This window comes from Rhizobium sp. WYCCWR10014 (assembly GCF_001657485.1).
Taxonomy (GTDB): Bacteria; Pseudomonadota; Alphaproteobacteria; order Rhizobiales; family Rhizobiaceae; genus Rhizobium.
Genome location: NZ_LXFU01000030.1, coordinates 54,822 through 80,181, shown reverse-complemented (window position 1 = coordinate 80,181; position 25,360 = coordinate 54,822). Strand labels below are relative to the sequence as shown.

The window sequence follows — 25,360 nt, the reverse complement described above, 5'->3', positions numbered from 1 at the left end:
TCCGCCTCATCGTGCACACCGTCGGACGTCCAGATGATGCGGCGACGTCGGTGATCTTGATGTCCTCCAATGCTTGGCGTCTAAAGCGCCAGCCGCAACTGCGGCGTCGTTTCAGACCTCTTCCGTTCCAGCAAAGACAGCGACACGCCAAGCAGCCGAATGCCTTTTCGCGGCGGGAAGATCGGCGCGAGAAGCAGGTCGACCACCTCCTCAAGATCGGTGATCGCGGACAGAGGTGCCGGAACGGTTTTGCTGCGGGTGATCTGGCTGAAGTCGGCATATTTGACCTTGAGCGTCACCGTCTTGGCGCCAATTTCATTGGCCTCGCAATAGCCCCATACCTTTTCGATCAGCGTCTGAAGTCCTTCGCGCACGGGTTCATAAGAATGGATGTCCGTAGAGAAAGTGTCTTCCGCACCGACGGATTTCCGCACCCGGTTCGGTCTGACCTGGCGATTGTCGATGCCGCGGGCGATGCCATAAAAATACGGCCCCGATTTTCCGAAATGTTCGACGAGGAAGTCGAGTGTTTTCTGCTTCAGGTCGGCTCCCGTCTCGATCCCGAGCCGATGCATCTTCCCGGCTGTCGCCGGCCCGACGCCATGAAACTTCTTGACGGGCAGGCGCTCGACGAAGGCCGGACCGTTCTTCGGCGTGATGACGAACTGGCCGTCCGGCTTGTTCTGGTCGGATGCCATCTTTGCCAGGAACTTGTTGTAGGAAATGCCGGCCGAGGCGGTGAGCCCGGTGGTTGCTTTGATTTTGGCGCGGATTTCGGCGGCTATCTCGGTGGCGATCTCCATGCCTTTGAGATTTTCAGTGACGTCGAGATAGGCCTCGTCGAGCGACAATGGCTCGATCATCGGCGTGTACTCGGCAAAGATCGTCCTTATCTGCAGCGAGACGGCCTTGTAGATATCGAAGCGCGGCCTGACGAAGACAAGGTCCGGGCATTTCCGCTGGGCGGTCACCGACGGCATGGCGGAATGAATGCCGAACTTTCTGGCTTCATAGCTGGCGGCCGCCACCACTCCGCGTGCAGCAGGACTACCGACAGCTACCGGCAAGCCACGCAGTTCCGGATTGTCACGCTGCTCGACCGATGCGTAGAAGGCATCCATGTCGACATGCACGATCTTGCGCGGCCGCAGGCTGCTTTCTTCGCCTGTCATCCTCTAGCTTCCATCGACGAGGTTCCCCAAACATGGGAAATGTGCTCCACACTTGTCACCCTCGAACGTCTGCATCCGTTCGCAGCCCATGGCCATGCGTCGGCGGATTTGCGCGAAGCTGACGCTTGCGCCAAACGCTTTCACCAACAGCCTGCGCTCGTGGGCGCAATGGCGATCGCAGAAACGACAGATGAGTTCGATCACCGGGACCTTGTGATCCTTCAGTCTCGGGACCCCATCGTCCACAGGCCGCCTTCTGCGCATCCGAAAATATTCCTTCCTCGCCATCCGATTGAATCGACAGGCGATTTTTCTGCGTTGCACTCGTGCTCAACTTCAGCGGGTCATATGCGCATTGACTCATTTACGCCTTGAGAACAAATACCGAACATATTGTTGTTACTCAAGCCGAAAACGGGTTGCCGTTAAAGGAGATCATGAACCCCGCCGTCGCCCCAAACGCTATCCTCGACTGTCTGCGCGGGCAGATCGCTCACCTGGAAAGCGCCAGTCAGCTCAAGCGAGGCGTTTTGCCTTTCGGCGTGGCCCAGATCGACGAGCGGCTTCCGGGCGGCGGATTGGCCCATGGGGCGCTGCATGAATGCGCTGGCGGCGGGGCCGGCACCGTCGATGGCGCTGCGGCCGCCCTGTTCGTGGCTGGCATTGCCGCGCGAACGAAAGGCAAGATCGTCTGGTGCCTGACACGTCCCGATCTGTTCTTCCCGGCCCTGGCGCAGGCGGGTTTGCATCCCAACCGGGTCGTCTTCGTCGAGTCCGACAAGGAGGAGGACGTTCTTGCGAACATGGAGGAGGGGCTCTCATACGGCGGGCTCGGCGCGGTGGTGGGCGAGATCGTCCGCCTGCCGATGGCGGCGTCGCGGCGGCTGCAACTCGCATCCGAGAAGACCGGCACGATGGCGCTCGCGGTGCGGCGGTGGCGACGGCAGACCGAGGCCAACGACTTCGGGCAGCCGACGGCATCGACCACGCGCTGGAGGGTGAGCGTCATCCCAAGCGAGGAGCTGCCGGTTCCAGGTGTCGGGCGGGCGAGGTGGTTTCTGGAACTGATGAGGGTGAAAGCGGGTGAGTGCGCCGAGTTCGAAGTAGGAGCCTGCGATGGCAAGGGTCGTATCGATATATTTTCCCGATTTGCCGACCGACAGGATCAGACGGGGCGATCCCGCAATTCCCGTTGAGGAGACGATCGCCGTCATTTCGAAGAGCGGCTCCAAGCGCTGGGTCTCCGCCGCCGACGCCGCGGCCAGAAAGGCTGGAATCCACGTCGGCATGCCGGCCGCCAAGGCGCAGGCGCTCCTCCAGGGCCTGCGGATGATCGACGCCGATCCCGCCGCAGATGCGGCGGCGCTCGAACGCGTCACCATGTGGGCGCTGACGCAGTATTCGCCAATCGTCGCCGTCGACGCGCTGGACGGAATCGTCATGGACACGGAGGGCGCCGACCATCTGCAGGGCGGCGAGGAGCGCATGGTGACGAGCATCGCCAATCGGTTCCGTGCCAAGGGACTGACGGCACGGGTCGCCATAGCGGACACATGGGGCGCGGCTCATGCATGCGCCCGTGCCGCCAACCGCGAAACCGTCATCGTTCCCAGTGGCGAGACCATTCGGGCCGTCGAACGCCTTCCGATCTCCCTGCTGCGGCTATCCGAGAAGATCGTGGGCGATCTGCGCATTCTCGGCTTCCGGACGATCGGCGAGCTGTCGACGACAGCGCGCGCTCCCCTGGCGCTTCGCTTCGGCCCGGAAATCGGACGGCGTCTCGACCAGATGTTCGGTCGCGTCTCCGAACCGATAGATCCGATCCGTAGCCCAGAGCTCGTCGAGGTCGCTCGATCGTTCGCCGAGCCGATCGGTGCAGCGGAAACGATCGACAAGTACGTCGGCCGGCTGATTGTTCAACTCGTCGCCGAACTCCAGCGGAAAGGTCTTGGCGTCCGCCGGACGGATCTCATCGTCGAGAAGGTCGACGCAACCAGGCAGGCGATCAGAGCGGGAACCGCCAAGCCCGTGCGAGACGTTGCCTGGCTGACGAAACTGTTCCGCGATCGGACGCAGACGATCGAGCCGGGTTTCGGGATCGAAAAGCTGACCCTCGTCGCCGTGATGTCGGAACCGCTCGAAGAGAAGCAGAAGGCGTCCTCGCTTGTCGACGAAGAAGATGCCGACATCACACCGCTGATCGACGTCCTCGGTAACCGAGGCCAGCGCGTCTACCGGGTGGCGCCCGTCGCGTCCGACGTTCCGGAGCGCAGCGTCCAACGTGTCGCCGCTATCGGCGAGGACGTGACGGAAGATTGGGTCCACCATTGGCGGCGGCCGGTGCGGCTGTTTGCGCGTCCCGATCGGATCGAGGCGATAGCCCTATTGCCGGATCATCCGCCGGCCAGCATCACCTGGCGCGGCAAGCGTCATCGCGTCAAACGCGCCGACGGCCCGGAACGCGTCTTCGGCGAATGGTGGAAGCGCGACAGCGAATTCGAGGCGGTGCGCGACTACTTCGTCATCGAAAACGAGAGCGGCGAACGATACTGGATCTTTCGCTCCGGCGACGGCATCGATCCCGAAACGGGCTCGCATAAGTGGTTCATGCACGGGATATTCGGGTGAGATACGCCGAGCTCCAGGTCACGACGCATTTCAGCTTCCTTCGTGGCGCGTCCTCCGCCGACGAGCTCTTCATTACCGCCAGGGAACTCGGCATCGAGGCTCTCGGCATTGTCGATCGCAACAGCCTGGCCGGGATTGTCCGGGCGCTCGAGGCGTCGCGCGCGACAGGCGTCCGTCTCGTTGTTGGTTGTCGGCTGGACCTGCAGGAGGGAATGTCAGTGCTGGTCTATCCTACCGACCGCAGCGCCTATGCGCGGCTCACCCGGCTCCTCACGCTTGGCAAGGGAAGGGGCGGCAAGGCGAACTGCATGTTGAACCTCGACGACGTCGCTCTCTACTCCGAGGGGCTGCTTGGTATCCTGGTGCCCGACCTTCCTGACGAGACCTGCGCCGTCCAACTTCGCAAGATGGCCGAGATATTCGGGGACCGAGCGTATGTCTCGCTTTGCCTCCGGCGTCGTCCGAACGACCAGTTGAGGCTGCACGAATTGTCGAACATGGCGATGAGGCACCGTGTGCGAACAGTCGTCACGAACGACGTCCTCTTCCACGAGCCGGGCCGCCGGCAGCTCCAGGACGTCGTCACCTGCATTCGAAACAAAACCACCATCGACGACGTCGGCTTCGAGCGTGAGCGCCACGCCGATCGATACTTGAAGCCTCCGGAAGAAATGGAGAGACTGTTTCCACGCTACCCGGAAGCGCTGGCTCGGACGATGGAGATCGTCGACCGCTGCAGGTTCTCGCTGGAGGAGCTGACCTACCAGTATCCCGAGGAGGCGATCCTCCCAGACAAGACCCCGCAGGAATCCCTCGAGCACTATGTCTTGGAATGCGTGCCCAACCGCTATCCGGAAGGCCTGCCGCCGGAGGTTCTCAAGATCGTCCGTCACGAGCTCGATCTCATCCGGACGATGAAATACGCCCCATACTTCCTGACCGTGTTCTCGATCGTCCGCTTCGCCCGAACGCAAGGCATCCTCTGCCAGGGGCGGGGCTCGGCGGCGAACTCGGCCGTCTGCTACATCCTCGGCATCACCAGCATCGACCCCTCGACCAACGATCTCCTGTTCGAGCGCTTCGTCTCCCAGGAGCGCGACGAGCCGCCGGACATCGACGTCGATTTCGAACATGAGAGGCGCGAGGAGGTCATTCAATGGATCTACAAGACCTACGGAAAGGACAAGGCCGCACTCTGCTCAACAGTCACACGCTACCGGGCGAAGGGTGCCATCCGCGACGTCGGCAAGGCGCTCGGTTTGCCCGAGGACCTCATCAAAGCCCTGTCCTCGGGCATGTGGGCGTGGTCGGAAGAGCTGGTCAGTGACCGCAGTCTTCGTGATCAGGGTTTGAACCCGGAAGACCGCCGGCTCGCGCTGACCCTAAAGCTTGCCCAGCAGCTCATGGGCGCTCCTCGGCATCTGGGGCAGCATCCAGGCGGCTTCGTCCTGACGCACGACCGCCTCGATGATCTCGTCCCGATCGAACCCGCCGCAATGGTCGACCGGCAGGTGATCGAGTGGGACAAGGACGACGTCGAGGCGCTCAAATTCATGAAAGTCGACGTCCTGGCGCTCGGCATGCTGACCTGCATGGCGAAGGCCTTCGCGCTCATCCGAGAACACAAGGATGAGCACCTTGATCTTGCGACCATCCCTCAGGAGGACCAGGCGACATACGCGATGATCCGAAAAGCCGACACCCTCGGCACTTTCCAGATCGAGTCGAGGGCGCAGATGGCAATGTTGCCGCGCCTGAAGCCGCGGACCTTCTATGACCTCGTGATCCAGGTGGCGATCGTCCGGCCCGGTCCGATCCAGGGCGACATGGTGCATCCCTATCTCCGCCGCCGGGAAGGCAAGGAGGCTGTCGTCTATCCGACGCCGGAACTGGAGGCCGTTCTCGGCAAGACACTCGGCGTCCCGCTCTTCCAGGAGTCTGCGATGAAGGTCGCGATGGTGTGCGCCGGCTTCACCGGCGGCGAGGCCGATCAACTTCGCAAGAGCATGGCCACCTTCAAGTTCACCGGCGGTGTCTCCCGCTTCAAGGACAAGCTCGTGTCCGGCATGATCAAGAACGGCTACACGGCCGAATTTGCCGAGAAGACCTTCAGCCAGCTTGAAGGGTTCGGCAGCTATGGCTTCCCGGAATCCCATGCGGCATCGTTCGCCTTGATCGCCTATGCCTCCAACTATGTGAAGTGCCACTATCCGGAGGTCTTTTGCGCGGCGCTGCTGAACTCACAGCCGATGGGATTTTACGCGCCGGCCCAGATCGTCGGTTGCGCTCGCAACCACGGCGTCGAGATTCGGCCGGCCTGTGTCAACAATTCCCGGTGGGATTGCACGCTCGAATCCGTTGCCGATACCGATCGCCACGCTGTCCGCCTGGGGATGCGCTTGGTGCGCGGCCTCGCTGCCGCCGACGCCGGGCGTATCGTCGCTGCCCGCATGGACCAGCCGTTCGAAAGCGTTGACGATATGTGGCGACGGTCCGGGGTGCCGGCGGCGTCTCTGGTCGAACTCGCCGAGGCCGATGCCTTCCTGCAGTCGCTGGGACTTCGGCGGCGCGACGCCTTGTGGGCGATCAAGGCCCTGCGTGACGAACCCCTTCCGCTCTTTGCCGCTGCTTCCGAACGCCAGGCGAGGGCGGTCGCCGAGCAGCAGGAACCCGAAGTCGCCCTCCGTCAGATGACGGAAGGGCACAACGTTGTCCAGGATTACAGTCATATCGGGCTGACGCTGCGCGAACACCCTGTCACCTTCCTTCGGACGGCCTTGACGGAGCGCCGGATCGTCACTTGCGCCGAAGCCATGAACGCGCGGGATGGTCGCTGGTTGATGACCGCTGGCCTGGTCCTCGTCCGGCAGAGACCCGGCAGCGCCAAGGGCGTCATCTTCATGACGATCGAGGACGAGACCGGGCCGGCCAACGTCGTCGTCTGGCCCAAGCTCTTCGAGCAACGCCGTCGCGTCGTCCTCGGCGCATCGATGATCGCGATCAATGGGAGAATTCAGCGTGAAGGCGACGTCGTTCACCTCGTTGCCCAGCAAGCCTTCGACCTGTCTGGCGATCTCTCCGGGCTGGCCGACCGCGACGCAGAGTTCCGGCTGCCAACTGGACGCGGTGACGAGTTCGCGCACGGCACGCCAGGAGCTCCGGATTCGCGCGACAGGGTGGCGGCCGCAAAGCCGAGGGACATCTTCGTTCCGGACCTTCATATTGATCAGCTCAAGGTGAAGAGCCGAAACTTCCATTAAGACGCCGCGCGAGGTCTGCCCGTCAGTGAGATACTGCTTTTCCAAGCTCTCTTGAGTGGGAGGAGCCGCCCACTAGGAACGGTAAGCCGGCGCTGAGGTTCTGTCTGCGACGGCCGACACGATTTGCGATTGACTCTCTTTCGATAAAAAGAACAAAGTAGGAACATTCCCGCAGCAATCCGATAACTCATTCCGGCTTGGAGGATTTGGCATGCCCACCATCTTGTACAAAGACGATCATAATATTTCACCCGACGATGTCATGAAGGTTGCGGTCTACGCGAGCCACGCCGGTAGACGGTGCTACGACGTTTTCGCCGAAGACGGTTCGAGGTCTCGATCAGACGTTCTGTCCCGTCGAGTGCAAGCCGTGTCAAATTCCCTTGATTATGGAAACGAACCTTATTTCCACCCGGAGACGACGAAGAAGGTTCTCGATCTTCACACCATGGTCTCTGGTATGTGCTTTGATAGGTTCGACGAGCGCGGCCATATGGGCAAGTCAATGGACCTGCTCAAAATGGCCCAGGACGTGGACGATGTGCTCGACAAGCTCGTCATCTACCACCTTTTACCGGAAGAGTTTGAAGAGGCCGAGGCCGATTGGGCGCATGAAGGTCAATTCTTCCCTAAGGACGAGACCAGCGGTGACGACACGGACACTCGGCGGGGAGTTTGACGTCCTGTGCGAAAGGCATAGGCTGTCCGAAACGCGCAAGGGAGGTCGTTGCGATCGATGTGCAATCTCTACCGAATGGAGGACAAGGACTGGGTTAGCAAATGGGCCCAGGACGCCGAGAGCCTGATCAACCTGATGCCAGCCTATCAGATGAACCCCGACCAAGCTGGCCCAATCGTTCGCAATACGGCGGACGGCCGGAAACAGCTTGCACATGCGAGGTGGGGGCTGCCTTCCCCTTTTTTCGTGATCAAGCAGGCGGCCGACGCCCGGGCAGAGAAGTTGCGGCAGAAGAATAAGCCGGTCGATATGGACATGCTCATCCGGATGGAACCGGACAAGGGCGTCACCAACATCCGAAATCTCAACGTCCCGCACTGGAAGAAATGGTTCGGCGTTGAGAATAGATGCATCGTTCCGGTGACCAGTTTTGCCGAACCCGATCCTGCCAGCAAGAAAGACGGTGGCAACACGCCGAACGCGTGGTTCGCCCGTGACGAAAGCAAGCCCCTGATGTTCTTCGCCGGCTTGCACCTTCGGCAGTGGCAGAGCGTCCGGAAGGTCAAGGATGGATTGACGACCGACGACCTCTATGCCTTTCTGACGACTGATCCCAACGATATCGTCAAGCCGATCCATCAGAAGGCGATGCCGGTCCTCTTGCTGACGCAGGATGAGGTGGATGTATGGATGCGTGCACCCTGGGAGGAGGCGAAGGCGCTCGCCCGGCCGCGCCCGAGCCACCAGATCGTGGTGACGTCACGGGAGCCCTACGGTTCGACCATCGTGGGCACGTCGGGGGAGCCGGTGTCACAGCCAACCTTGCTCTAAGCGAAGAAGGCTGCGCGTTCAATTTTATCCATCTAAAAGGAAGTCAGCGCGTGCCATACACAGAGTTCCGCGACATCCGATCGTCCGGTAGCCAGGTGCCCTGTTGCCAATTCTGTCCGGCAAGCCTCACCAATCGAGGAGAAAGTTCATCGCGCCGGAACGGGTAAGATCGCGGATTTCCGTCTCGCGATGACATCATCGATGTCTCTGATTTCTCGAGCGCCAGCCTTCCTAGCTTTGCAACAAATTATTCCTCGGCGTCGGAATAGTTCTTATATTGTAGCTTTTGAAGCGGCGCATCCAGCCTCAGGATGAGCCCGGTCGGGGCGTAATCAAGAGAAACCGCTCCGAAAGCAGACAGGCTGGAGCTGACGAGTCGTGTGCCGAACCCCTTCTTGCTGGGAGCTTCCACCGCCGGACCTCCAACCTCCTGCCAAGTGAAGTTCAGGCTCGGGGCGCCCACCTCGTCTCGCACGGACCATTCGATTTCGACCGTCCCTGTATCTGCCGAAAGAGCACCATACTTGCTGGCGTTGGTGACAAGCTCGTGCAGCACGAGGGAGAAGCAAAGGGCCGCCTGTGGACCCAATTCAACTGCAGGACCGCTCGCTTTGAAACGCCCTGACGTCTCAAGTCCGAGATTAATCGCGGTAGCCTCGACGATGGTCGCTATGCTCGTGCCCAGCCAGTTCTGCTGAAGTAAAATGTCGTGCGCTTTCGAGTAAGCACTGATGCGTGCCGAGATCGACTGCTCCGCATCTTCCATAGAAGTAGCATTTCGGAAGGATTGGCTGGTGATAGCCTGAACGACGGCGAGCGTATTCTTCATGCGGTGCGAGAGTTCATGCATGAGAACACGCTGTCGCTCCTCATTCTCTCGCTGCTCGGTGCGATCTCTCAGAATCTTTACAAAGCCCTCGACTTCGCCCTCGTCCGACGTCAACGCCATCATCTGGCCAGACGCCCAGAACAACGATCCGTCCTTGCGAACGTGCCAGCGCTCATCATTGCCATGGCCTTCCGCTAAAGCGGCGGTCATCTCCCGTTGGACAATCCCCGCCTGCAGGTCTTCCTGCGTGAAAATTACGGCGGCGGGTTTGCCGATAATCTCAGCCTCGTCCCATCCGAGGATCCGTCGCGCGCCCTCATTCCAAGTGGTCACCAAACCATCCAGATCTGTCGAGATGATCGCATACTCGATCGCGCTCTGCAGGATCGCTTCGAGAAAGCGCTCTCGGGAGCGGCTGGAACTGGAAAAGAGTTTCATCATCATTTGGTGCGTCTGATCCTTGCACGGCCTACAAGGCTGAAAGGCCATCCTGATTTATACCGAACGCCGTCGCGTTGGCAAATCCGCCGCCGAGAGCCCTGGAGGAGCGATCAAAACCTTCTCGGAAACAAAGATACGCGAGCCACGTTATCAGCCAACGTCTTACAGTGAGCGTGGAAGCATGACCGGCCATTCAAGAGAAAAACTCCACGGGGATTTGCCTTCCGCATCTTCAAAAGCAGCTTCAGCCGATCGCAAGGAGTTGGAAGCAATCGCATTTGAACGCACCAGGATGCCGATGGTTGTCACTGACGCCCGTAAGCCCGATCTGCCGATCGTTCTTGCAAATAAGGCATTCCTTGAACTGACAGGTTACGAGGCCCAAGAAGTGCTAGGCCGCAACTGCCGTTTCCTGCAGGGTCCAGCGACGTCTCCGATTGCCGTCGCCGAAATCCGTGCGGCTATCGCCGGCGAGCGCGAGGTCAGCGTCGAGATCCTCAATCATAAGAAGAGCGGCGAGCAGTTCTGGAACCGCTTGCATCTAAGTCCTATCCATGGGGATGACGGAAGGATCCTGTATTTCTTTGGATCTCAAATCGACATGACGGAATACCGGCGCATCGAGGCACTGGAGGCCTCCGAGCACCGCCTGCTGATGGAAGTCGACCACCGATCCAAGAACGTCATGGCGATCGTCGACAGCATCGTCCGCCTGAGCAACGCCGATGATCCCGCCCTTTATGCCGCTGCTATTCAACATCGCGTGCAGGCGCTAGCCCGTGCCCATACCTTGCTGGCTGCACGAAGCTGGACGAGCATTTCTCTTGAGGAACTCATTCGCCAACAGGTAACGCCGTTCGCGGCCACTCGCACCTTCTTTAGCGGGCCGGATATAAGAATGCCTGCACCGGTCGTCCAGCCCCTTGCGCTCGTGCTCCATGAGCTCGCTGTCAATGCAGCTCATCACGGTGCGCTTGCCGCCGCGCAAGGCAGGCTTTCAATCAGTTGGAAACCTGGACCGTCCGGGGCGGGCTTTAACATCCGATGGCAAGAGGTGGGCGTCGACGCTCCGCCTAAATCAGCCAAACGAGGTTTTGGCACGGTGATCGTCGGCGCCATGGTCGAAAAGCAGCTTAAAGGGCGTCTCGAGAAAACCTGGTCGGATGAGGGACTGCTTATCGACATTGAGGTTCCATCTGGCGCTTCTCCCTCCGTCTAAAGGCACCTTGGCGGCACAAGGTGGAAACGGCCCGGTGATCGCCAAGGGGATTTGTCTGACGTCCCTTGAACAATTGGGGACCCCCTACAATATCATTTTCATCAGGACCATTGGTGGCACGAAAGGAGGCAAAAATGCCGCTGAACGATGTTCCGTGGACCCAGCCGGTGAGAATCCGGCTGCAGTGCGGTTTGGAGCGCACCTTCACAGGCGCATACGACGCCTTGGATTTTCTCGAGAACGAATGGCCGCTGCGTCACGGAGAGCGCCATGAACGCGCGGTGAAGACGTGTCGCAGCGTCCTCAACGGGTTCATTCCCGGCATCGTCGCGCGCAAGGCGTTCGTGGCGGCCTGCCTTGAGGCAGGCATGCCGTCCGTCCGGGCCCCGTGGAAGCCAAAGCCGACCACCCATCCGGCTCGGCAGCGCGTCTCGCTATTATAAAAGCATAAGGCCGCGCCTGCGATGAGGCCAGGTTCGGCATTTTGACGCCAATTCCTGGCCCGGCGCGAAACTGGTCTCGATGTTTGGCGTTGCCGATGGCGCCGCCGCCATCCGATCATTCCCCGCTTCTGGAACAACTTCTGCATAACATTGTTTTCGTCCGCAGACTGGCGCTCAGGCGTCGTCGAAACACTCGATCGGGAGGATGAGATGAAGGCACTTACCTGGCACGGCAAGCACGATATCAGATGCGAAAGCGTGCCTGATCCGCAGATCGAGGATGGTCGCGACGCGATAATCAAGGTTACTGCCTGCGCGATCTGCGGCTCCGACCTGCATCTGTACAATGGCATAATGCCCGACATGCGGAGCGGTGACATCATGGGACACGAGACCATGGGTGAGGTCGCCGAGGTCGGAAAGGACAACCGGAAACTCAAAGTCGGCGACCGTGTCGTTGTTCCCTTCACTATCTCCTGCGGCGAATGTTTCTTTTGTAAAAAGGGATACTTCTCCGGCTGTGAACGCAGCAATCCCGATCCATCAAAAGCGAAGAAACTGTGGGGTAGTTCCCCCGCCGGCCTGTTCGGCTACACACACTTGCTCGGCGGCTACAGTGGCGGTCAGGCCGAATACCTGCGCGTCCCCTTCGCCGACGTCGGACCCATCAAGGTCCCCGATGACCTTTCCGACGAGCAGGTTCTGTTCCTTTCTGACATCTTCCCAACCGGCTATATGGCGGCGGATTTCTGCAATATCCAGCCTGGCGATACCATCGCCGTCTGGGGCTGTGGACCGGTCGGACAAATGGCGATCAAATCGGCCTTCATCCTTGGAGCCGAACGCGTGATCGCGATCGACACTATCGCGGAACGGCTTGCGCTCGCCGAAAAGTCTGGGGCGATCACGCTCGATTTTATGGACAAGGACATCTACGACCGGATCATGGAGCTGACCAACGGTCGCGGCGCAGACGCCTGTATCGACGCCGTTGGGACCGAGGCCGAGCCCTCGGCAAGCTGGGATTCGCGCATCGACCGCATCAAGGTCGCGACCTTCATGGGCACGGATCGTCCGCATGTTCTTCGGCAGGCGATCCACTGCTGCCGCAATTTCGGCACCGTATCCATCGTTGGTGTGTATGGCGGCTTTCTCGACAAGATTCCGATGGGCTCGGCAATCAATCGCGGCCTGACCTTCCGCATGGCCCAGACGCCTGTCCAGCATTATCTGCCGCTGCTGATGGAGCGAATTCAAAACGGGGAGATCGATCCATCCTTCGTCATCACGCATCGCGCCACGCTCGAAGAGGGACCTGATCTCTACAAGACCTTCCGTGACAAGCAGGACGGCTGCATCAAGGTCGTTTTAAAACCGTAAGGGAACATGGATATGGGAATCGCAGAAAAAAAGATCGGCCTTGCCGTTGTCACAGGAGCATCGAGCGGTATCGGCTTTGAACTCGCCAAGATCGCGGCTGCCAAGGGTTACGATTTGATCATCGCTGCTGACGAGGAGGGGATCAAGGATGCCGCCGCCGTGCTTCGCCGTATGGGGGCGAATGTCGACGCGCTCGTTGCTGACCTGTCCACTCTGGAGGGCGTCGATCGGCTGGCAGAGTGCATCGAGGCCGACGGCCGGTCCGTCGATCTGCTGCTGGCGAATGCCGGTCGTGGTCTTGGGAAGGGTTTCCTCGACCAGGAATTCGCAGAGGCTCGGCGCGTTATCGAGACGAACGTTTTGGGCACGGTTTATCTCATCCATCAGGTCGGAAGCCAGATGCGGACCAGGGGTGCCGGCAGAATCCTGATCACCGGATCGATCGCCGGGTTTATTCCGGGGAGCTATCAGGCCATCTATAATGGCACCAAAGCTTTCCTTAACAGCTTCTCGTTCGCTTTGCGCAACGAACTTCAAGATACCGGCGTGACGGTCACGTGCCTGATGCCGGGACCGACGGATACGCGGTTCTTTGAGCGCGCCGACATGCTGGACACCGACATTGGTCAATCGGGAAAGGACGACCCGGCTGACGTCGCCAAGGTCGGGTTCGACGCGATGATGGATGGCGAGGGTGATGTGGTCGCGGGCTGGAAAAACAAGTTCCAGGCGGCTGTCGCCAACCTTACGCCAGCATCGGTGCTTGCCGCCCAGCATGCGAAAATGGCTGCGCCCGGCACGGCAAAGAGCTGAGTCAGTTCCCTTTTCTATTTGGCGACGGTGTTCTGGTTGATCCCCTACCGCTTCGCAAGAACCTTGGGATGCAATCCATGCTTGACGACCAGGAACTTCCGAAAGGCAATACAGAGAGCCGCGTAGCGGTCTCCCGGACTGCTAAAGCGTTCCCGGAAATGGGACTTCGAAACACGCAGTGGTTTCAGTTGAAGGATACGGTTCCCGAAGCCGCGCAGCCCGGCCTGCGGATGCTGCTGTCGCGGCTCGAGACCGTAACCCGATGAAGCTCGGTTTCAGCAAAACTCTAGCCCGGGTCCTCAAATCCCAGAAGAAATTCAGCAAGCTGATCGCGAAGGCCCTCAAGTCTCCGCAAAACAAGGCGAAACGCGCAACGCCGATCCCTCGTGTCGCCAAACCTGTTCTGGTCGAGACGGACGCGTTTGGAAGCAATCCCGGCCGCCTAATCATGAAAACCTTTGTGCCGAGAGCGCGGCTGCCGAAAAGCCCGGCACTTGTTGTCGTGCTTCATGGCTGCCGGCAAACGCCAGAAAGTCTGGATAGTGCCGCGGGCTTCTCCATACTCGCAAAAGAACGCGGCTTCGTTCTCGTTTATCCTGAGCAGAGAAGCACCAACAACTCCCAACGATGCTTCAACTGGTTCCGTCCAAGCGCCGTCGCCAGGGATCGCGGAGAGCTGCTCTCCATCAAGCAGATGATCGAACATGCTTGCGAACGGCATCGCATCGATCGCTCGAAGATCTTTGTCGCAGGACTGTCTGCGGGCGGGGCGATGACGGCCGCACTCGTTGCCAACTATCCCTCGCTATTTGCAGGCGTCGCGATCATCGCCGGCATGCCAGTCGGATCGGCGCGAGATGCGATGTCCGCGTTACGAGCCATGAAGTCGGGTGCGCCGACACCGTCGGGCGGGTGGGGGCGACCCGTCACGGAGATCTCCCCCGAGGTCAAGGCATGGCCCGCGATAACGATCTGGCAGGGCATGAGTGATAAGACCGTGAACCCGGTCAACGCGCTCGGGTGTGTAGCACAGTGGCTCAAAGTCCAAGGCATCGACGATAGCAGCGGCCGTGCGGAGGAAAAACCGTGGGGTAGACTGCAGTCGTGGCGGGCGGCAGACGGCTGCCAGAAGGTGGCCCTCTATTCCGTCAGAAACATGGGGCACGGGCTTCCAATCAAGATGCGGGACGCAATTAAGTCGAGACGCTCCGGTGACCCTTTCGTCATCAGGGCGGATATTTCTGCCCCGGGTGAATTGTTGCGACTATGGGGCTTGAAGAGGCCTGTGGCATAGCAGGAATATTCTTTGGTCAGGCCGGCATTTTTCAATCCCGTCAATGCAAGATCACAGACCAGCGGACCTCTCTCAAGCTCGATTTCCAAACGGGATCGGTGACGACTCCTGGCAACTGAAGAACTTCCATCCTTGTTAGTTGGCGCTTGGCATTCAAACGTCGATGCGACGATGCCTCATGAAGAACACGGACTCGCTATTCGACTTCGAGCGGAAGCAACGGCGTCCACGTCCTGACCAACCACCAGCGCTCCCAGTCAACGAGCACGATATTCGCAGAATGAGCCAGGCGGGACCGACATCTCTTCGCTTTTCACTCGAGTTCCTGGGCAAGGCCGATGAGAAGACCTTCGGGTCCACGGATGTAGCAGAGCTTGTAGGCGTCCTCATATCGGACGACATCGCCGACAAGTGCGCCGCCGCGCGAGCGCAGTCTCCCAACGGTTTCTTCGACGTCGTCAACCGTGAACATGGCTCGCAGGTAACCAAGGGAGTTCACCGGAGCGTTCCGATGATCAGCGACGACTTCCGGTCTGAGGAAGCGCGAAAGCTCCAGCCGGCTATGTCCGTCCGGCGTGCGCATCATGGCGATCTCCACGTGCTGGTCGCCCAGGCCAGTGACACGACCGGCCCATTCGCCCTCGATCGTCGCGCGGCCCTCGAGTTCGAGGCCCAACTCCTGAAAGAAGTCTATCACCACTCCGAGGTCTTCGACGACGATCCCGATATTGTCCATCCCCTTCAGCGCCATGCTCTCCATCCTCCGTTTTCGTTCCGATTTCCTTCTAGGACGTGGATGGCCCATGGGTCCCGACATCGCTATCGAAATCTTTAGGAAAATTTCCGGATGGTCTCGCACCGACCTCCTGATCTGCCCGGTCAGACCAGCAGCGCCTGCGCGACCGTCTCGTCGCATCCGCCATGTCGTGGATCGGCGCCCGGCATGAATATTTCGTCGTTCTGGTTCAGGGTCCACACTTAGAATCCGCCGGCCGGGATCACCCATGCTTGTCTTGGCCCCGTTCCAGGGATTTCGAACTCGCCGTGGAACATATGCGCAGCCTGACCGTTGCTCAGATCAGTTTGAAGGGCTGTGTGAAATGCCAAATGAGCGTGCCAACCATGATGATGAGCTTCGCGACATTGTCGATCAGAAACTGACCGCACTCATTCGGGAAATGGAAGATGCGGATTGGAGCGCCAAGGACGTCGCTTTTGCGATCAACGATGTCCTCAAAAGCAAGTGGCTTGATCGGATCACGGCGCTTCAAGACGCACGCGAAGCGGTTCCAAAGGGTTTCCTATCAGACGGGAACGAAGGCTAGCGGCCTGTAATCCCGGCGTGAAAAAGGAAAAGATTTTATGGCTGCGACATTCCAAGTCATCGCCATCAGCTCGCTCGACCCGGAGGGTAGCGACACCTGTAATGAGCCGATGCTCCTTTACCCCGATGCGCTAAAGACTGCGCGGCAATTCAAAGCTGATGGCAAAGCGTTTCGGGTGATTGCTGAGGGCGAGCAGTCGGAACAACAGCTGCAGTCGTTCCTGGCGCTCGGCGCGCTCGTATAGTCGGATGATGACAATCGACGTTGTGGCCGGCTGATTTCGAAGCCGTCGACGCAGGAAACTCCGAAGGTATCGGCTGCTGAGAGGCGTCGGACTCAGGACTGTTCACTGACGCTTGGTCTCAAGATAGGGGCGCATGAAGCCCGAGGGGTTCCAGACCTACGCCGTCTCGGTCGAAGATCAGTCTTTGATCGGCTTTGCAGGATTGCGTCCGCGCATCGGGACTCATCCTGGCGATGTCAAGATGCTGATCGTCAAACGCTAAACCGGGCACCGTATGCTGACGTTGCAGGTTAAGTCGAGGCCGGGACGGGGAGGATCGATTGGTGGACCGCACGGCTGAAGATAAGGCGGCCCGGCGAGCGCGCCGCGCTGAGCGCCGGCAGAGGCAGCGCGACGCCAATGTCGATCGGGCCGCCAAAATGCGTCAGGTACGGCTAGCCGATCCGCAGGCCATCAAATCGACCGAGGATCGACTGGCTGGTCGCATCCACATCGGATGTTCGGGGTGGTACTATTGGCATTGGAAGGGAAAGTTCTATCCTGCGGATGTTCCGTCGAGTCAATATTTCTCGATCTATCAGAGCAGCTTCAAGACGGTCGAGCTAAACGCCCCGTTCTATTCGTGGCCGACAATCGGAGCCGTGAAGGCCTGGATCCGCCAGGCCGCGCCGGGTTTCGTCTACACCATAAAGGTCTGCGAGCTGATCACCCATATCAAGCGGTTCGAGCACGCGGAAAGTCTGATCCAGGATTTCGGCTATATCGCCGACCTTCTTGGCCCGCAGATGGGCTGCTTTCTCTTCCAGCTGCCGCCGAGCGTTCGCTACACTCCGCAAATGCTGCAATCTATTTTATCGCAGCTCGATTGCCGCCGCAGGAACGTTGTCGAGTTTCGCCACAAGAGTTGGTGGAATGAGGAGGTTTTCGAGGCTTTCAAAGCCGCCGGGGCGATTTTCTGCTCTTGCAGCGGGCCCCGGTTACCGGATGAGCTGGTGCGGACCGCTGATGACATCTATGTTCGGTTTCACGGAACCAAGCAATGGTATCGCCACGATTACAGCGACGCGGAATTGCTCGAGTGGGTCGAGCGCATTAGGCAAAGCCGAGCGAAGACGGTATGGGTCTACTTCAACAACGATCGCGACGGACATTCGATCAAGAATGCCAATCGGTTGTCGGAGCTAATGAACATGCCAGCCAGGTAGGACCAATGAGCGGGACAAGGCGGTGATCGGGCACAGAAATCGCTTCGGCGATCCTTGCTGCCTCGAGGCCCCGACGATCAGGCCTCCGGCATTTGTAACATCAAGAGACGTGATCGTTCGACATTCCAACAATTCTCTCCGGCGATCCCTTATGGTCCTTCTAGCCTGATCCCTAGTTCTGGACACATGTGCTCATGTGTCCGGCTCGGCTGGACCGACTGCCTGCGAGGCCACATCTCTCAGATCAGCGGCTTCAGCCGCTTGGTCGGCTGCCGGCCATACTGACCAGCCACTCCCGCAGAAATGCTGCGCATTGCACAAAGAGCGGCGTAGCCGATGCAGTTGGTTTGGAAACAATTCGTAAGACGCGGAAACTTTCTGAGCATGATCGTGCCATGAACCGGTGAATTACTATCAGGACGTCCTTCGAAGATTCACCGCCGATTAACAACAGCAGAGGCGCTAACTCGTGGCTGACATCAATATACCGTCTTCTCCGATCCGAACAAATGACAGCGCCTATCAAATCGAATGCAAATTCGCACTCGAGCCTTCACTTACCAGGCTTTTCGAAAAGGCACGCTCCGCCGGCTGGGACCCACAGCACATTGCCCTCGCAGTCGCCACGCTCGGTTGGGAGCTGCTGCTCGATCAGCGCCATAGCAAGCAGTGCGAAGGATTCGGCATTGAACATTAGATCCACCGCGCACGACTGCTTTGGAGGAGTCCTCGGTCCGTGCGGATTATGCATACGGTTCTCCTGCTGACACTACCGGTTCCCGGCCGAATATATTGGTTATCTGGAATAGTTCGCCCTGTCGCAGCACAAGATTTAAATCGCTTATGACAATCTCAGCCCAGCTGATGATGCGTCTCAAAGGCTCCTAAACCTGATCAACAAGCCCCACGGTAACGGCATAGACCTTGGAACCGACGACGCAATATCACGGGACCGCGGGCTTCATGGCAAGTGACCCTTGCTGATTTTTGCTTTCCGGAACTCCCGACCTGTCATTCATCAACCCGCTTGCTTCGGCCCGTCCCTTAGCATGCCGGCAGGAGGAGCCCCGTTGGTATGCTGGACAAGCGGGACGCTCGCCGCTCTTCCAAGCCGTTGATCTCGCTCCCGCACCGGACGTCAGAGGCGGCACCAGCGGGAACGACCTGTCGACCGTTGTCCAGAGCGGTCCCACTCGTCTGTTTTTACACAATTTTACCCAGCCTTTACGCTGCTTTACATTGGACCCGCTACCTAGGTTGGCGATGTAGTCGGGAACCCGTCATGAACATCGAACTGAACGACGGTATATCGCGAAAGCCCCTCCCATCGTGCCGCAGCGTGGAGCATCCACTCAGGACGCCGTTGCTTTGTCTGGTCGCCTCAAGTTCGTCGTCGTCCACCTTTGCCGACGACAGCTCGACCTCCACCACGTCGCTGTTTACTGTCGGGTCCAGCATCGCTGACACAGGAACCGGATACTCGTTGTTTCGCGGACCCGAGCACGGCTCCAAAGACTATTGGATTGAATGCTCTTGTTCGAACGGCGCATTGGCGGTCAGATCTTGTCCTTTCTTGAGATACAAATGCTATTGCGCCGATAAGCCCTCGATATCTTGCAACCAATGATCTGCTCGCCCCGCAACCCAGCCATGCTCGATTCTGAGCGCTCCGAGCGCTGCGGCTCAACGGTGTCGGCCGGAAGTCCGTCAATCGTTGGGAGAAAAGAACGGCAACCGCGATGGGAGCGTCGCGATCATTGCAGTTCCTCCAGCCGTTTGAGGGAACGAGGAAACCCCTTCAGGGAGATCCGAAAGGTCAGCTTTCCACCTGAAGCAAACGAAATGGCGCTGACGGTTAGCACCTGCGCAGCTTTCATAATGTCTATGGTTCCCTCGGACATGATGAGAAGAACGACGCAACCTTCGGGCAGGCACGTCGCAACATCTGCATGTTGTTCTGAGGGTTGCGTATCGAGTTCCAGGCGCACGCCTTCCGACAACCTCAGTCCGAGCGGCATCCTGATGAGGACTCTCGTACCCAGCTGTTCAGAAGGGTAGACCTGAATTGCGAACACAATCACGCCGCTCTTTGGATCTTCATGAAACTGACCTGCGGCACATTGCTTTCCGACATCGCCGTTCGTGCATTCAACGCCCCAGTCATCATATTTCTCCTTTATCCCATCGGCGCCGACGAGGAGCTGTTCGATCGGCGCAGCGGCGCTCGGAACCAACGATCCGGCGTGGTTGTAGCCAGGTTCCAATTTCCATGAGGGCTCATCGGGTGTTTTTGGTTCGGCCGCTTCTGGCGCAATCAAGCCCGACAAGAACAATGCGAAAACGCTCGCCAGTCTCAGCCGCAACCCCAAACCTCCCGACGGTGTTCGCTCGCCATCATCGTGGGCGATCCTCGCCCTCTCGCAATGCTGGGTAGGAGTTTTCTATGCCGCGGCTCTAGCAGCTTAAATTTTCTCGGCGATGTCGGGATGTTTCTGGAGATTTCCCACAGACGAAAACAAGAATCGGAAGCCGGAATGGAAGAAGAAATCAATTACCGAGGTTGGCGATATGGACCACATACTAGTCGTTGATGGCGATCCGGAGATCCGCCGGCTGTTGGCGCGTTACCTTGTCGAGCAAGGTTTTCGTGTAACGGTTGTTGCGAGTCGGCAGGAATGTGAGAGGTGGATCGATTCCAGCAGGCCTGACCTGATCGTGCTCGACGTCCAGCTTCCGGATGGTTCAGGCCTCGATATCTGCAGGAACCTGCGCGCTAGGCGGTCTCGAATTCCTGTTATTCTGCTGACCGCATTGAAGGAGGAGGTGGATCGTATCATCGGCCTGGAATTCGGAGCGGACGATTATCTTGGCAAGCCATTCAATCCGCGAGAACTCGTGGCAAGGATCAGGGCAGTCTTGCGACGAGCCGCTGACGCTGAGGACGCTGACAGCGACGTCAAGGTCTTCAATTTCGCAGAATTCGTCGCTGACACAAGCACCCGGCGGGTTTGTAAGTTGCTTGGCCCGGAGATCGAGTTGACCGCGGCCGAGTTCGACCTTTTGGTGGTCTTTCTTGAGAGACCGGGCCGACTGTTGTCACGAGACCGACTGCTTGATCTGACGCAGGGGCGCAAAAGCGAGCCTATGGACCGATCGATAGACGTCTTGATGAGCAGGCTGCGACGCAAGCTTGGTCAAACTCAAAGCGGCCCCCTTTTTCGGACGATCCGAAATGGCGGTTATCAGTTCACGGTTCCGGTCAAGGCAGGCATGTCTGACGGGGCAGCTACCATTGCGGCTCTCACCGGGAACCGCAATGTTGCCTCCATATGAGCGGCTGAAGACTTTCATCGTCCGATCTCCCATAGCCCAGGTGTCGCCGGGGGTATGGACCGACGGCGCAACAGTCGTTATTTGCAGCACATGTTGCGATGCTGAAAGCGTCGCTGAAAAGTCACTGCTGACATCGAAGGCTTCTTAAGTGAAAAAAGTACAACGCAGCTTTGCCGTCGAATACAGATCTGATCGGCGAAGAGTCAATTCCAAGCCGAACTCGATCTGGGGAGACATGGATCTCAAGTCCGTCGCGCAAGAACTGCAAGACGAGGGAATGCCATTTATTTCAGCAGCGCCTCGCACGAGCAGCAGCGAGATGCTTTTAGCGGGAGAACAGTCCGGGCCGTTGTTGACACCGCCGATCGGGCAGGAGACAAATGCATCGGCTTTACAGGAGACCATGATGGCCGACGAAAACAATACGATGACCAGTGCTGACACGCCGGCCGCTGCCGCGCCCGATGTAGCGAAGAAGGTGCGCAGACCTCGCACCAAGAAGGCGGTGCCTGAAACTGCCTCAGCCGCCGTTTCTGTGCAACCGGCGGCGGCTTCGGGTGCCAAAGCCGCAAAGCAGACGAGAGGACGCAAAGCAAAGCCTGACGAAGCGGCGACGAGTGCGAGGCGTGCGCCTGTCAAACGTGCTCCGAAGGCTGTGTCGGTAGCGCCTGCACCGTCGGTGGCGGCAGTTGATGAGATCGCGGATCTTCTGCAGCTCGAAGAGGAAAACCAGAGACTGCGTAAGCTGCTGGCGGAGAAGCTTCGCGCTGAAAATGCCGATCTGCGAAAGCGACTCAACCTCGGTTGATCCGCAGAACGGCCAAGCGCTGGCCGCATTCTCATGCTTATTGACGTAAAGATTTTGGCGGCGGTTCGTTCTGCCGCCAACGTTTTTGCTCGCAGTTTGCATACTAAGTAGAATTCGAGGTCGAATAATATGGCGTCACCATGGAAACTTCTTGCTGGGCTGGTGTCACGGCGACGCCAGCAAAAGCAAGAACACGGCTCGACCGATGACGTGAAGACGGACGCGTCAGCCATCGCAGAGCCGACTGAAACGGCCGCCGACAGCCGGTTGAACGCCGCAGACAGTGCGGCCAACGAAAAACCGGTCATTCACAAAGAACGCGAGGCGGTGTCAGCAGAGCCGGATCATGCCGAAGATGCGGCAAGCAGTGTTCACGAAATGGAAGATGGCGAAAGCGCAACGCTCGCGAAAGTCGTTGATCCGGCCTTATCCAATCAGGCCGACGTAGCCGCGCACGCCGCACCAAAGGCGTTGCCAGTAGGCGAAGGTCCTACGCGAAAGCGCGGCAGGCGGAGCAAGAAAGCGAAAACGATTACTGTCGTTCTTCCACCTTCTCCAGGCGTTACCGCCGTTGCTGACGACGCAGTGAGCCTCGATGGAGAAATCAGGCTGCTCCGGGATCAACTGGCGACGAAGCTTAGACTGCAAAACGCACAACTGAAGAGGATGCTGGATCGGTTCGAGCGCTGAAATTGGCATTTCCGATCGTACCCGACCGCTACCAATGTGCCTCTTGAAATTACGAGCTGCGTCGCTCGCGAAGTGGATAAGGTTAGCTGGCCTGCCGCCCGAGTGAGAGGGAGTTAGCCGCGGGGGCTTTCATACGGCTCAACTCCGCTTCCACCTGCCTTTGCCGAAATAAGTAGGCGGTTCCCTCCGTCTCCACCATCAGCCCGGCTTACGGTTGGCAGTAAGGTGAAGTCATCTTGGCCAGTTTGCTCGACCACTGTCCCAAGCACATTTGCGCGGCGTAACGACAATCGCGGACATATCCCCGGCTTTTCTAACCTCGCCGAATAGGAGCGCGATCGACCGCTGCCAGCCGGCCGTCGAGCCCATGCTCGCGCCATGCCTGGATGTTCATCGCTCAGGATGAAGATCTTGATTGGCGCGTGATGTTGTATCGCCTGTGGTTGATCCGCGACGTGAGCGACATAATGCCGGATCGCGGGGTTTGCCACGTCAGCCTCAGCCTAAACCTCCCCCTTTGATTGCAGCCATCGCGTCCTGCCCCGGCTTTTGGTCCTGCCAGGCTCGCGCCGCCGGCAACGGCTTTGCCGTCCTCCTCTTCGTTGCGGCCCTGCGGGTGCAGGCAGCGCTTGCAGCCCGGCTTTCGGACCGCCGTAGCAGGTCGCGATGGCCGCGACCTCGAAACGGAGGTTCCAACATGAGCAGGCAGCAATCCAATCAACGATCCGATATCTACAGCCGCATCACCAACACGATCATCGCCGATCTTAAACAGGGCGTGCGGCCATGGACCAGACCCTGGACGACGGGGCATGCGACAGCAGAGGTCAGCCGGCCACTGCGCCACACGGCCAACCCTATTCCGGGATCAACGTCCTGCTCCTCTGGTCCGAAGCCATCGCCCGCGGCTTTGCCTCATCGAGGTGGATGACGTTTCGCCAGGCAATCGAGCTCGGCGGCGCCGTTCGCAAGGGCGAAACCGGCACGACCGTGGTCTTCGCCAGTTCGTTCATCCGCACCGAGACGACCGAGACGGGGACCGAGATCGAACAGGACATTCCATTCCTCAAAGCCTACACGGTGTTCAATACCGATCAGATCGCCGGTCTTGATGGCCGCTTTGACGACGGCGCACCTTGCCAGGATCCGATGAGCCGCATCGGCGATGCCGGCCGCTTTTTTGCCAATACCGGGGCGCTGATCCGGCACGGAGGATCGGCTGCCTATTATGCCGCTCAGCGTGATTACATCCAGATGCCATGCCCGGATGCCTTCCGGGACGATGCTTCCTAGTCGCCGTCCTCAGCCACGAGATCACGCACTGGACCGGCGCATCGCGACGGCTGGATCGCGATCTCAGCCGCTACGCCAAAGACAGGAGCGAACGCGCCCGCGAAGAGCTGATTGCCGAACTCGGCAGCGCGTTTGTCTGCGCCGATCTCGGCATTGTCCCAGAGCTCGATCCACGCCCCGACCACGCATGCTATCTCGATGGCTGGCTGAAGGTTCTGGGCAACGACAAGCGTGCCATCTTCTCGGCGGCGGCACATGCCCAGCGCGCACTCGACTACCTGCATTCCCTGCAGCCGGAACTCGACGAGGTGGAGGCGGCGTGAGCCGTCTCTTCCTTCAACTGATGAAAAGCCTGCATGACCAAGCTGCCCCGCAGGTTTTCCAGTCCTTCCTCGATGAAACCAACGCGACGCTCCGCAGCCGGTCGCACCGCCGACGAGATCCTTGGTCTGACCGAACGTGAAACGGGCGCCAACGGCCCGCGGCAGGTTTCTCGGATATTGCTCATGAGCCCCAGACCACTGACTGCTCATGCCGCTTGATCAGGTGCTTGAGGTTATCGAAGCCCGCGCGGATGTGGCGCGCGAAGTGATCGGCGGCGGGCGTGCGGGGTGCGTCCGAACGCTTTAGCAAACCGAGCGCGCGTTCCGGATGGGAGATGGGGACGGGCAGGGCGGTGATGGATTTTTCGTTGCGCAATGCGAAGACGACGCTGTGCGGCATGATGGTCAACGCATCGGCCGCCTTCATGTAGTGGACGACGCTCATAAGGGAGCCGCCGGAATAGCGGATCTTGACTTCAGTTGCGCCGAAAGACAGGAGCATGCTGCGCAGGTCGGTGAGCAGCGGGCTGCCTGGCGGGGGCGCCACCCAGGGGAAATCGAGCAGGTGCGCCGGCTGAGGCCGCCGCTTCAGCAGCAATGGATGGGTTACCCGGCAGGCGATGACATTGCGGCCGGGCAGGATCTGCTGAAACTCGAGGCCGGAGCCCTCGTCGAGAATATCGATCGGACAGATGGCAAGGTCGATCTGGTCGGCATTGAGCGCGGCGCGGAGGTCTGGGAAATAACCATAGGTCTGCTCGATGCGTACGTCGGGATGCAGGTTCTGGAACTCGGCAATCATGCCCGCGATCAGCGCATCCATGAAAAAGGGCGTGCCGCCGACGCGCACGACGCCGCTCTTGCCGACCCGGAAACTCTCGACGACATCGGACGCCTTGCGCGATGCCGACAGCATGGTCTGGCCGTGGTCAGCTAAGGCGCGGCCGAGTGGCGTCGGCTGCAGCGGACGGCGGCCCTTGATGAAGAGCGGCTCGCCGATCCGCGCTTCCAGCATGGAAAGCGTGCGCGATACGGCTGGTTGGGATAGACCAAGCAGGGCAGCGCCTTCTGTGACGCCGCCGGTTTTGACAACCGCGGCCAGTTGGACAAGGTGTCGTTCATCTATCTTCATAACGATATGATATATAGA

25 protein-coding genes and 1 pseudogene are annotated in these 25,360 nt (G+C 59.4%); 20 read left to right on the top strand and 6 right to left on the bottom strand.

All coding sequences use genetic code 11. The annotated features are described in order from the left end of the window. Positions 1-80: 80 nt before the first annotated feature. Complete coding sequence (dinB, locus tag A6U98_RS11235; protein WP_064649839.1) at positions 81-1,172, bottom strand: DNA polymerase IV; 1,092 nt, start codon at positions 1,170-1,172, stop codon at positions 81-83. A 3-nt stretch (positions 1,173-1,175) separates the two neighbouring features. Beyond that, complete coding sequence (locus A6U98_RS37600; protein ID WP_064649838.1) at positions 1,176-1,436, bottom strand: hypothetical protein; 261 nt, start codon at positions 1,434-1,436, stop codon at positions 1,176-1,178. 173 nt (positions 1,437-1,609) lie between these two features. On the opposite strand from A6U98_RS37600, the gene A6U98_RS11225 reads away from it, so the two are divergent. The 5 genes from A6U98_RS11225 to A6U98_RS11205 all read left to right on the top strand — a co-directional run bounded on the left by A6U98_RS11225 (position 1,610) and on the right by A6U98_RS11205 (position 8,570). Next, entirely contained in the window at positions 1,610-2,368 is a 759-nt protein-coding gene (locus A6U98_RS11225) for an ImuA family protein (RefSeq protein WP_064649837.1), read from the top strand. Continuing rightward, positions 2,289-3,800: a DNA polymerase Y family protein gene (locus A6U98_RS11220; RefSeq protein ID WP_064649836.1), complete on the top strand. Its 1,512-nt coding sequence runs from the start codon at positions 2,289-2,291 to the stop codon at positions 3,798-3,800. The genes A6U98_RS11225 and A6U98_RS11220 overlap by 80 nt, the downstream gene beginning before the upstream one ends. After that, a complete protein-coding gene (locus A6U98_RS11215) occupies positions 3,797-7,060 on the top strand; it encodes an error-prone DNA polymerase (RefSeq protein ID WP_064649835.1) in 3,264 nt (1,087 codons plus the stop codon). Before A6U98_RS11220 ends, A6U98_RS11215 begins: the two co-directional genes overlap by 4 nt. Positions 7,061-7,271: 211 nt before the next feature. Continuing rightward, on the top strand, positions 7,272-7,739 hold the full coding sequence (locus A6U98_RS11210) for a hypothetical protein (protein ID WP_064649834.1): 468 nt from the start codon (positions 7,272-7,274) through the stop codon (positions 7,737-7,739). A gap of 57 nt (positions 7,740-7,796) precedes the next feature. Beyond that, positions 7,797-8,570, top strand: a complete 774-nt coding sequence (locus A6U98_RS11205) for an SOS response-associated peptidase (protein WP_064649833.1) — start codon at positions 7,797-7,799, stop codon at positions 8,568-8,570. Between the two features lie 247 nt (positions 8,571-8,817). Here the strand turns inward: A6U98_RS11205 and A6U98_RS11200 are convergent, their stop codons facing one another. Then, entirely contained in the window at positions 8,818-9,843 is a 1,026-nt protein-coding gene (locus A6U98_RS11200; protein WP_064649832.1) for an HWE histidine kinase domain-containing protein, read from the bottom strand. 178 nt (positions 9,844-10,021) lie between these two features. On the opposite strand from A6U98_RS11200, the gene A6U98_RS11195 reads away from it, so the two are divergent. The 6 genes from A6U98_RS11195 to A6U98_RS11170 all read left to right on the top strand — a co-directional run bounded on the left by A6U98_RS11195 (position 10,022) and on the right by A6U98_RS11170 (position 14,989). After that, the gene (locus A6U98_RS11195; protein WP_064649831.1) at positions 10,022-11,059 is read left to right on the top strand and encodes a PAS domain-containing protein; all 1,038 of its coding nucleotides are present in this window, start codon (positions 10,022-10,024) and stop codon (positions 11,057-11,059) included. Between the two features lie 134 nt (positions 11,060-11,193). Beyond that, positions 11,194-11,502: a DUF982 domain-containing protein gene (locus tag A6U98_RS11190; RefSeq protein WP_064649830.1), complete on the top strand. Its 309-nt coding sequence runs from the start codon at positions 11,194-11,196 to the stop codon at positions 11,500-11,502. Between the two features lie 210 nt (positions 11,503-11,712). Then, complete coding sequence (locus A6U98_RS11185; protein WP_064649829.1) at positions 11,713-12,882, top strand: zinc-dependent alcohol dehydrogenase; 1,170 nt, start codon at positions 11,713-11,715, stop codon at positions 12,880-12,882. A gap of 12 nt (positions 12,883-12,894) precedes the next feature. Beyond that, positions 12,895-13,695 (top strand): SDR family NAD(P)-dependent oxidoreductase, encoded by an 801-nt coding sequence (locus A6U98_RS11180; protein WP_064649828.1) that lies wholly within the window; start codon positions 12,895-12,897, stop codon positions 13,693-13,695. Between the two features lie 77 nt (positions 13,696-13,772). Beyond that, positions 13,773-13,961, top strand: a complete 189-nt coding sequence (locus A6U98_RS11175; protein WP_064649827.1) for a hypothetical protein — start codon at positions 13,773-13,775, stop codon at positions 13,959-13,961. After that, complete coding sequence (locus tag A6U98_RS11170; RefSeq protein WP_064649826.1) at positions 13,958-14,989, top strand: PHB depolymerase family esterase; 1,032 nt, start codon at positions 13,958-13,960, stop codon at positions 14,987-14,989. The genes A6U98_RS11175 and A6U98_RS11170 overlap by 4 nt, the downstream gene beginning before the upstream one ends. A gap of 313 nt (positions 14,990-15,302) precedes the next feature. Here A6U98_RS11170 and A6U98_RS11165 read toward each other — a convergent pair whose 3' ends face one another. Continuing rightward, positions 15,303-15,740 (bottom strand): VOC family protein, encoded by a 438-nt coding sequence (locus A6U98_RS11165; RefSeq protein WP_064650059.1) that lies wholly within the window; start codon positions 15,738-15,740, stop codon positions 15,303-15,305. Positions 15,741-15,993: 253 nt separating this feature from the next. On the opposite strand from A6U98_RS11165, the gene A6U98_RS35720 reads away from it, so the two are divergent. The 5 genes from A6U98_RS35720 to A6U98_RS11145 all read left to right on the top strand — a co-directional run bounded on the left by A6U98_RS35720 (position 15,994) and on the right by A6U98_RS11145 (position 18,460). Further along, positions 15,994-16,314, top strand: coding sequence for a hypothetical protein (locus A6U98_RS35720; protein WP_245304506.1), 321 nt, complete (start codon positions 15,994-15,996; stop codon positions 16,312-16,314). Positions 16,315-16,351: 37 nt separating this feature from the next. After that, a complete protein-coding gene (locus A6U98_RS11155) occupies positions 16,352-16,558 on the top strand; it encodes a hypothetical protein (RefSeq protein ID WP_064649824.1) in 207 nt (68 codons plus the stop codon). Between the two features lie 133 nt (positions 16,559-16,691). Continuing rightward, positions 16,692-16,820, top strand: coding sequence for a hypothetical protein (locus A6U98_RS37995; protein WP_280950223.1), 129 nt, complete (start codon positions 16,692-16,694; stop codon positions 16,818-16,820). Between the two features lie 58 nt (positions 16,821-16,878). Further along, on the top strand, positions 16,879-17,763 hold the full coding sequence (locus tag A6U98_RS11150; protein ID WP_064649823.1) for a DUF72 domain-containing protein: 885 nt from the start codon (positions 16,879-16,881) through the stop codon (positions 17,761-17,763). Positions 17,764-18,232: 469 nt separating this feature from the next. After that, positions 18,233-18,460 (top strand): hypothetical protein, encoded by a 228-nt coding sequence (locus A6U98_RS11145; protein WP_064649822.1) that lies wholly within the window; start codon positions 18,233-18,235, stop codon positions 18,458-18,460. 1,057 nt (positions 18,461-19,517) lie between these two features. Here A6U98_RS11145 and A6U98_RS11135 read toward each other — a convergent pair. Next, positions 19,518-20,126 (bottom strand): invasion associated locus B family protein, encoded by a 609-nt coding sequence (locus A6U98_RS11135; RefSeq protein ID WP_197496373.1) that lies wholly within the window; start codon positions 20,124-20,126, stop codon positions 19,518-19,520. Between the two features lie 205 nt (positions 20,127-20,331). Here A6U98_RS11135 and A6U98_RS11130 point away from each other — a divergent pair, with 205 nt between their 5' ends. The 4 genes and pseudogenes from A6U98_RS11130 to A6U98_RS37595 all read left to right on the top strand — a co-directional run bounded on the left by A6U98_RS11130 (position 20,332) and on the right by A6U98_RS37595 (position 24,210). Then, a complete protein-coding gene (locus A6U98_RS11130) occupies positions 20,332-21,096 on the top strand; it encodes a response regulator (protein WP_064649820.1) in 765 nt (254 codons plus the stop codon). A 148-nt stretch (positions 21,097-21,244) separates the two neighbouring features. Continuing rightward, on the top strand, positions 21,245-21,904 hold the full coding sequence (locus A6U98_RS11125) for a hypothetical protein (protein ID WP_064649819.1): 660 nt from the start codon (positions 21,245-21,247) through the stop codon (positions 21,902-21,904). 129 nt (positions 21,905-22,033) lie between these two features. Beyond that, positions 22,034-22,594 (top strand): hypothetical protein, encoded by a 561-nt coding sequence (locus tag A6U98_RS11120; protein WP_064649818.1) that lies wholly within the window; start codon positions 22,034-22,036, stop codon positions 22,592-22,594. 697 nt (positions 22,595-23,291) lie between these two features. Continuing rightward, positions 23,292-24,210 (top strand): annotated as a pseudogene (locus tag A6U98_RS37595) (zincin-like metallopeptidase domain-containing protein). Positions 24,211-24,391: 181 nt separating this feature from the next. On the opposite strand, the gene A6U98_RS11110 reads toward A6U98_RS37595, so the two are convergent. Continuing rightward, positions 24,392-25,342 carry a LysR family transcriptional regulator gene (locus A6U98_RS11110; RefSeq protein ID WP_064649817.1) on the bottom strand — a complete coding sequence of 317 codons (951 nt, stop codon included), beginning with the start codon at positions 25,340-25,342 and terminating at the stop codon, positions 24,392-24,394. Positions 25,343-25,360 lie beyond the last annotated feature (18 nt).